The sequence below is a fragment of the Roseateles sp. P1_C1_2 genome, from assembly GCF_056406535.1.
Window position 1 is genome coordinate 70,499 of the sequence record NZ_JBFUAB010000036.1, and the last position, 8,207, is coordinate 78,705.

The following is an 8,207-nucleotide window of genomic DNA, read 5'->3' on the forward strand; positions in this document are numbered from 1 at the left end:
CAGGAGAGCCCCATGACCGAAGCATCCAGCGCCGCCCAGCAGACAGCCACGGCCGCGTCCATTGCGGACGCCAGCGAGGGCCGCCCGACGATGGACAAGATCGTCGTCGCCATCCACGGCATCGGCAGCCAGTTGCGCAGCGACACCATCCGTTCGGTGGCGCGGCGTTTCGGCGACCGGGCTTCGCCGCCGCTGCCGGTCATGCCGCTGGGCTACTTCAACCTCGGCTCGGCGGCGACGGTGCGCATCAGCCGCCTGGACGCCCACGAGGACGACACCTTGTCGCGCATCGGCTTCGCCGAGGTCTACTGGGCCGACAYCCCCGGCCAGGTCGTCAAGGCCAATGACACGCTGGAGGAGACCAAGGCCTGGGGCCACACGGTGGTCAGCCGCGCCGAGTCGCAGTACCGCAAGGATGTGCCCAACGGCCACTTGAAGGCCGAGGACTTCCAGCTCGGCACCGGCGTCGTCGACGAGATCGTCGAGACCGTCGGCGTGCTGGAAAGCCTGCTGGCCGTGCTGGCCCGCATGGGCATCTTCAAGTTCGATCTGGCGCCCTTGCTGCGTGACTACGTCGGCGACGTGCAGCTCGTCACCGACTTCCCCTACTACCGCCACAAGATCCTGCACCGCTTCCACAGTGCGCTGGCGCAGATCGTGGCGACCTTCCAGCAGCTCTGCCCGGGCTGCGATCCCGAGATCTACATCGTTGCGCACAGCGAGGGCACCGTCATCAGCTTCCTGGGCCTGCTCGAGGCGCTGTCGGGCCGGCCCGTCATCGACCCGGACAACCCGGCCAGTGCGCCTGTCGATGACGGCTGGATTCGCTATGTGCGCGGCTATATGACGATAGGCTCGCCGATCGACAAGCACATCGTGCTGTGGCCGTCGCTGTGGCGAGACCTCGAGCTGCAGTCCAGCCTGTCCGGCCAGCAGGTGCTGTTCGGCGACGCCAAGGCGCCGCGCCTGGTGCTGCGGCAGCAGATCAAGTGGCGCAACTACTACGACTACGGCGACCCGATCGGCTTCAAGCTCGACTCGGCCATGGGCTTCCTGAAGGACAGTGGCTGCGCGGCCTTCGAGTTCGGCAGCGAGCACGACTTCGGCTTCAGCCGCTACTGGCTGCCCGGCAAGGCGCACAACGACTACTGGAACGACGCCGAGGTGTTCGGCCATTTCATCGATGACGTGGTGCTGCCGGAACCGGCCGTGAAGCCCAGGGTCCCGGCCAGCAACTGGCTGATCGACCGGGTGAGCCTGTCCCTTCCCTATGTGTCGAGCTTCCTGCTGCACGTGGCGGCGGTCTTCCTGCTCTACAAGGGCGTGACGCCGACGGGTGCGACCTTCGATAGGCTGCCGCTGCAGATCCTCTTGATGAGCGGCCTGATGATGGGCATCACCGCCGCCGCCCGGCTGCCGCGGCTGGTGCACACCGGTGGCCTGCGCTGGCATCTCGCGGCCACGCTGGTCTTCCTGATCGGCGCCTGGCCGTTTTACCTGTGGCTGCCGGACGGCCCGGCCGACTTTCTCGGCAGTCCGTTCACGAGCAGCGCCGCACCCGCCCACGTGGCTGAACTCGTCGGCCGACTCGCTCCGATCGCCGCCGCTGCGCTGATTGCGCTGAGCGGCTGGCTGCTGCCGCGCAAGCCCAACTGGGGGCGACGCTGCCTGGTCGGCGTCGGCACCCTCGTCATCGCCTTCATCGTGCTGTCGCGACTGTTGGGCGCCGACGGCCCGACGGCGCCGCCGCCCCCCGCCGCCTGGCCCGTCCTGCTTGCCGGCGCGGCCTTCCTCTATCTGTGGTGGCTGGCCATCCTAATCTTCGACCTCAGCTTCATCTGGCATCGCTACATCCGCCGCTCGGTGGCGGTCGACACCATGCGGCAGTGGAAGCGCGGCCACGATGCGCGGCCGAATTCCAAGATGGGCCTGGGCGCTCCGGACTCGCCGGTGCAGCCGCCATCGGCCAAAGCGGCCGGCTAGGAGGCGTCGATGCGCAAGCGCCGCGCTCCGTCGTGGCGCTGCGTCGTGGCGCAGCCCGGGCACTGGCCGCGTGACGTGCGTCATGGTCGAAAGGCTTCAGTCCTGCGATAGTCGGGCCTAGAAGATCGACTCGGAGACCCCCATGAGCAGCGCTACTCCCGGCACGCCCGCCTCGACCGAAGACACCACCGCCGCCCGCCTTCGCGCCTTGCTGGTCAGGGCGCCCACGGCGGTCGCCTTTGTTTCCGGCCAGCGCTTCGAGGTCGTCAGCGAGGAGTTCAACCACCTGTTCGGCTATGGCGATGACAGCGAGCTGTCGGGTCAGGGCACGCGGGGGGTCCACACCACCGACATGGCCCACACGGCCTTGCACGAGCGCGCCGCTGCGGCATTCGCCGCCGGCCAGCCGCTGGACGAGGAGATCGAATACGTCAAGCGCGACGGCCACCGTTTCTGGGGCCGGCTGCAGGCCACGCCGGTGCACTGGGATGCGCCGACGGCCGAGGCGCTGTGGATCGTCGAGGACGTGAGCGCCGCCCGCGCCCTGCGCCTGCAACCCACCTGGACGGCCAAGCACGACGCCGTCACCGAGCTGGCCAACCGCCGCGAGTTCGAGCGCCGCCTGGGCGAGCATGTGGGCAGCCGCCGCAACGAACCGGTGTCGGTGCTTTGGGTGGACGTGGACCGCTTCAGCGAGGTCATCAAGGACATGGGCACCGAGGTGGGCGACCATTTCCTCTACGGCCTCGGCCAGATGCTGATCAGCAAGGTGCGAGCTTCCGACCTGGTCGCGCGCCTGGAGGAAGACCATTTCGCCATCCTGCTGCCCGACTGCGACCAGCACTACGCCCAGATCATTGCCGAGAAGGTGCGCTCCGCCATCGCCAACTACCGCCTGCGCTGGGGCCTGCACCGCACCCGCGTGAAGGCGTCGCTGGGCGTCGTGCAGATCCAGCCGACGCTGATGACCGTCGACGCCGTGCTCGGCGGCGCGGCCCTGGCCTGCACCGAGGCCAAGGCGGCGGGCGGCGACAGCGTGCGTGTCTTCGTTTCGGCCGGCGGCTACGAAGAGTTGGCGGGCTGATTTCACGGTTGGCGGTGCGGCGATCCCCGGAAATGTGGGGTTTTTCGCCAAATGTTCTAAAGTTCAACCAGGCGCTGCCGATGTACGGCCCAAGCGCTGCCCAACTGAATCCCGATGAACGCCCTGTCCTCCGCCCTGTCTGGTATCTCGTCCGCGAACGAGCGCCTGCGTGCGTCGTCGGCGAACATTGCCAATCTGGCCTCGACCAACCAGGGCCGTTCCAGCGCCGAGCCGACGAATGTCGACAAGGTGCCCGAGCGTGAGATCAACCCGGCCAACGAGATCGTCGAGCAGCAGTCCGCCGCCTATGCCTATGTGGCCAACCTGAAGGTGCTGCAGACGCAGATCAACACGACAGGTGCGCTGCTGGACATCAAGGCCTGAGCGGCCCGTCCTGCTCCCCCTGCGACAGAAGCGGCCTCAGGCCGCTTTTTCTTTGTCCGCCTCACCGGGCACGAAGCAGTGGCCAGCGGCCCATTCGGCGGACCTGCTGGAGCTGTCGGGCGGCACCTGCGAGAGCTCGGCCATGCTGTGGACCCTGGTTGCCGATCAGCTCCGCACCAGGCGGCTGACGCGCCGCTACCGGGGCTGGCGCGTCGCAAGAGGCTGATTTCACCCCGTTTCGGAAGCGGCTCCGTACAAGCAGAGGACCCCACCTTGCGAAGGATCCGCCATGAGTTCGTTGCTTCCCCTGCGCCGCCGCACCGCCTTGCTCCAGTTGGCCGCTTTGACGAGCCTGGCCGGCCTGCACGCTGGCTGCGCCGCCGCCCCCGTGCCGCCCCTGCTCGACGTGCAGCTGGTGGATCGCGACAGCGGCGCCTTGCTGGCCCAGTACCCCAGCCGCGGGCGCCGCTACAGCCCCGGTACGCCGGGCGCGCGCTACGCGATACGGCTCAGCAACCGCAGCGGCGAGCGGGTGCTGGTGGTGTTGTCGGTGGACGGCGTCAACGCCATCACCGGTGACACGGCGAGCTTCAACCAGTCGGGCTATGTGCTGAGCCCGGGGGAGAGCCATGACATCACGGGCTGGCGCAAGAGTGACGATCGCATCGCCGCCTTTGAGTTCACGTCGCTGGGCGACTCCTATGCGGCACGCACCGGGCGGCCGGCCAATGTGGGCGTGATCGGTGCGGCGGTGTTTCGCGAGGTCTACGTCCCGCCGCCACCGCCGGTGGTGTACGAGGCGCCTGCGGCGCCCGTGGCACCCAGCCCCCTGGGCCGCCTGAATGGCGCGGCGGCGGATGCGGCCGCCCAGGCTGCGCCGGCGCGTGAAAGCGCGGGGCGTGCCGAAGCCGAGCGCTCGGCGCGCGCCAAGCTGGGCACCGGGCATGGCGCCTCGGAGTGGTCGCCCATCCAGCACACCGGCTTCCAGCGACGCAGCAGCCAGCCGGAGCAGTTGCTGGAGATCCAGTACGACAGCCAGGCCAATCTGGTCGCGGCAGGCATCATGCCGCGGCCGGTGGCCGTGCTGCCGCGCTCCTTCCCCAACAGCAGCGGCGGCTATGTACCCGACCCGCCGGCGCGCTGGTGAGGAGGCATCGCCTGATGCAGCAACCCCTCTCGCCGGCGTAGCATCCGCGCCGCATGGTGGCCGCGAGTGAACCCGCCGATGAAGAACTTATCGCCAGCTATCTGCGCGGCGACATGGGTGCGTTCGACCGCCTCTACCGTCGCCACGACCGCAAGACCTTCGCCTTCGTTCGCCAGATGCTGCACCCCACCGACCGCGCCACGGTGGAGGATCTGCACCAGGAAGGCTGGCTGGCCGTGGCGAGCAAGGCGGCCAGCTTCGCGCCGGCCAAGGCCCGGTTCTCGACCTGGCTCTACACCGTGATGCGCAACCGCGTGCTGGACCATCTGCGGGCGCGCCCGCCCCAGAGCGACGACGAGGCCGACCTGGATCAGTTGGCCTCCGCCGTGGCCGGCCCCGAGCAAATGCTGGCTTCCAAGCGTCTCGTGGAAGCCGTGGAGGGCGGCCTGCTGGGCCTGTCGGTCGAGCAGCGGGAGGCCTTCTTGCTCTTCACCGTGGTCGAGCTCAGCCTCGCCGAGATTGCCGACGTGACCCAGGCCCATCAGGAAACCGCCAAGACCCGCCTGCGCTATGCGCGCGAGGCGCTGCGGCATCGACTCAGCGAGTGGCGTGATGGCTGAGTACGACCCCATTCCGGCCAAGGACGCGGACGAGGCCGCGTACACGCAAGCCCTGCTCGGCGATGCCGACACGGGCCGTGAGCAGCGCTATGCACGGCTGATGGCGGCCTTGCCTCGGCCCGAGGTGGCGGCTGCGGTGCCGGTCTCCGACAGCAGCTTGGCCTGGCGTTGGCAGCCCTATCTGCTGGGCCTGCTGCTGACCGGGTTGCTGGTGGCCACCGCGCTGGTCTTGAAAGGCCGAACCACCGAGCCACGGCGGGAGCCCGATCCGCGACTGGCCGCCGCCCAGCCCGCATCGACTGCGCCCGTGGTGGTGGCCCAGGCCGACGCCAAGGTCGAGGCCCTGCCTGCCCCCGTCGCTGAAGCACCGCGAGCAGCGGCCAAGGTCGGCCCGGCCAAGCCGCGCGCCGAACGCCCGGCCCCCGTGGTGGTGGCAGATGCGACGCCTCGGCAGCAAAGAGAGGCTGAAGTCAGTGCAGCGCCTGCGGCGGTGCTGTCCCAGCCCGTGATGCCGGCGCCGCCGGCCGCACCGGTGATGGCTGCCGCGCCACCCCCGCCCGCACCGGCGATGGCTGCTGCGCCGCCCAAGGTGGTGGCTGAAGCGGCCAACCAGGGCGCGGTGCTGGCGCGATCGGAGGCGGTTTCAAGCGGGGTTGCCGCCCGGGCACGTGTGGCGCCTCAGGCAGTGCAAGGCCTGGCCGCGTCTGACGCGGCCGAGCCCGCGAAGGCCCATGCCCTGCTGCTGGGCGCCGTCAATCACGTCGACGTGGCGATGGCGCGTTCGGCCCTGCAAGCCGGCGCCTCGGTCCATCTGCGCGATGTCAAGGGCCGCACGGTCCTGATGCTGGCCGCACAAACGGGGTCGCGCGAGATGGTGGAGTTGTTGCTTGCCGCCGGCGCCCGCAAGGCCGACCGTGATTCCCAGGGGTGGACCGCCACCGATCACGCGCGCGAACGGGGCCACGACGACCTGGCCGAGCGCTTGCGCTGATCGGCCCGGGTCGTCAGGCTTCCAGGCGGAAGCTCGCGACCGCCTGGGTCAGGCGTTCGGCCTGCTGGCGCAGGCTTTCGGCCGCGGCCGTGCTTTCTTCGGCCAGAGAGGCGTTGCGCTGCGTCATGTCGTCGAGCTGGCCCATGGACTGGTGGATCTCGACGATGCCCTGGTCCTGCTCGCGCGAACTCTGGCTGATCTGGCCGACCATGGCCGACACGCGCTGAATCTGAGTGACGATCTCGCCCATGACCTCGCCGGTGCCGCGCACCAATTGGCTGCTGCCCTGCACCTGCTCGACCGAGCTCTTCACCAACTGCTTGATCTCGCCGGCCGCCTCGGCGCAACGCTTGGCCAGCAGCCGCACCTCAGAGCACCACCGCGTCCGGCGCCGTGGGCCAGACCGGCGCAGAACTGTCGTTCAGCCCTGTCGTGGACAAGCTCAGCGCGGGCTCCAACTCGGCCACCGTCGTGGCCAAGGCCGTCGTCAACGGCGACAGCGTCAGCGTTCCGCTGACGATCAACGTCAATGCCGACCAGCGCCGCCTGCTGGCCGCCGAATGGGGTGTGGCCCTGGCGTCTTCGCCCGTGGGCACCAGCCTGACACGCAGCATCCGCATCAACGACAACTACGGCGGCACGCTGAACTGGACGGCCAGTTCCGACGCCCCCTGGCTGACGGTCAGCGCCAGCGGCAGCACCGGCGGTCAGCTGGCCATGTCGGCAAACGCCGCGAGCCTGCCGGACAACGAGGTCAGCTATGCCAACGTGACCCTCGCCACGTCCACGCCGAATGTGCTGGGCACCGTCATTCGTGTCGCGTTGTGGAAGAGCAGCAGCGCAGGGATGGCGATGACAAAGGTGCAGTCACCCTACTGGCATCTCGCGGCCGACCGCATCCGTCCCTACGTCTATGCGAACCATGGCGGCACGGATATCGATGTGTACAACGCCTACTCCGGACAGAAGCTGCGTACCCTGTCCGGCGTGGGTGCTGCGCTCGGTGAGATGACAGTCTCACTCGATGGCAGCCGCCTCTACGCGCTGGACACGGCGGCCAGCAAGCTGCAGGTGGTGGACCTGGTGGCGATGAGCAAGCTCCCGGCCTGGGATCTTGACCTTGCAGTGAACCATTACACCGGTCTGGTGGCGGCCCGTCCCAATGGCACCGAAGTGGTGTTCATCGGCACGGGCGGCGCCTACGACGCTACCGGCCGCAAACTCATCGGCAGCGGGGCGTTCGGCGAAAGCCTGGCAACGCCGCTGGACGGCCAGTCTGTCGTCAGCTTCGCTGGGCGCCACAGCGTCGACTACTCGTCGGTGTCGGGTGGCATGCTACTCAGCAAGTGGGTGGCCGGCATCGCCCATGGTTCGGGCGGCAACCTGCAAGCTGTCGCGATCAGCCCCGACGGCTCCCGCATGTATGCGGCGTCCGGAGGCGGCGTGTCGAATGGTGGCTACAAATGCGAAGTCGACGACGGCCTCACGGGCCGCTACCTCGGCGCCTTGCCGGGCGGCGAACCCTATCCGAACAACATCAACGTCACGCGCGACGGCCGGCCGATCTGCGGGCTGGACGGCATCTACGCAACCTACGACATCTGGGTGCATAGCGCAGCGGGCGCCTTGTTGCGCGGCTACAAGGTGGCGGGCTATGCGAAGGGACTGCTGCCAGGCCAGATGGTGTCCACGCCCGACGGCTTCGTCGTGGTTGCCCTCACCGGCGATCCCCTCATCGTCTTTGTCCCGATCGGCGGCCCCTGAGGCCGGGCGCTGCGGCCGGTCCGGCCGCGGCCTCCGCGGGCCATGAAAAAAGCCCGCCATCTGAACTGCACCCCAGAAGTTGGACACCCGTCCAACCACTGGGGTGTTTTTCATGGCGAAACATGAAGAGAGTCTGAAGCTCGAAGTCGTACAGCGATATCTGTCGGGGTCGGCGGGCGCAAAGGCGCTTGCCAAGCAATACGGGACGGAGCATTCCGTCATCAGGTCCTGGAT

The 8,207-nt window shown here is 68.7% G+C and carries 8 protein-coding genes; 7 read left to right on the plus strand and 1 reads right to left on the minus strand.

Going from position 1 to position 8,207, the window contains the following annotated elements; all coding sequences use genetic code 11:
* Positions 1 to 12 precede the first annotated feature (12 nt).
* The 6 genes from AC1D2H_RS28455 (at position 13) to AC1D2H_RS28480 (ending at position 6,209) form a co-directional block, all read left to right on the plus strand.
* Positions 13 to 1,983 carry an MFS transporter gene (locus tag AC1D2H_RS28455; protein ID WP_478013211.1) on the plus strand — a complete coding sequence of 657 codons (1,971 nt, stop codon included), beginning with the start codon at positions 13 to 15 and terminating at the stop codon, positions 1,981 to 1,983.
* A gap of 142 nt (positions 1,984 to 2,125) precedes the next feature.
* Positions 2,126 to 3,067 carry a GGDEF domain-containing protein gene (locus AC1D2H_RS28460; protein ID WP_477932264.1) on the plus strand — a complete coding sequence of 314 codons (942 nt, stop codon included), beginning with the start codon at positions 2,126 to 2,128 and terminating at the stop codon, positions 3,065 to 3,067.
* A gap of 114 nt (positions 3,068 to 3,181) precedes the next feature.
* Complete coding sequence (locus tag AC1D2H_RS28465; protein WP_477932266.1) at positions 3,182 to 3,451, plus strand: hypothetical protein; 270 nt, start codon at positions 3,182 to 3,184, stop codon at positions 3,449 to 3,451.
* 289 nt (positions 3,452 to 3,740) lie between these two features.
* Complete coding sequence (locus AC1D2H_RS28470) at positions 3,741 to 4,598, plus strand: hypothetical protein (protein WP_478013212.1); 858 nt, start codon at positions 3,741 to 3,743, stop codon at positions 4,596 to 4,598.
* 53 nt (positions 4,599 to 4,651) lie between these two features.
* On the plus strand, positions 4,652 to 5,218 hold the full coding sequence (locus AC1D2H_RS28475) for a sigma-70 family RNA polymerase sigma factor (RefSeq protein ID WP_477932270.1): 567 nt from the start codon (positions 4,652 to 4,654) through the stop codon (positions 5,216 to 5,218).
* The gene (locus tag AC1D2H_RS28480; RefSeq protein WP_478013213.1) at positions 5,211 to 6,209 is read left to right on the plus strand and encodes an ankyrin repeat domain-containing protein; all 999 of its coding nucleotides are present in this window, start codon (positions 5,211 to 5,213) and stop codon (positions 6,207 to 6,209) included. Before AC1D2H_RS28475 ends, AC1D2H_RS28480 begins: the two co-directional genes overlap by 8 nt.
* 13 nt (positions 6,210 to 6,222) lie before the next feature.
* On the opposite strand, the gene AC1D2H_RS28485 is transcribed toward AC1D2H_RS28480, so the two are convergent.
* A complete protein-coding gene (locus AC1D2H_RS28485; RefSeq protein WP_478013214.1) occupies positions 6,223 to 6,576 on the minus strand; it encodes a methyl-accepting chemotaxis protein in 354 nt (117 codons plus the stop codon).
* Between the two features lie 65 nt (positions 6,577 to 6,641).
* Between AC1D2H_RS28485 and AC1D2H_RS28490 the strand changes: the two genes are divergently transcribed.
* Positions 6,642 to 7,973 carry a WD40 repeat domain-containing protein gene (locus tag AC1D2H_RS28490; RefSeq protein ID WP_477932276.1) on the plus strand — a complete coding sequence of 444 codons (1,332 nt, stop codon included), beginning with the start codon at positions 6,642 to 6,644 and terminating at the stop codon, positions 7,971 to 7,973.
* The last annotated feature ends 234 nt before the right edge of the window (positions 7,974 to 8,207 follow it).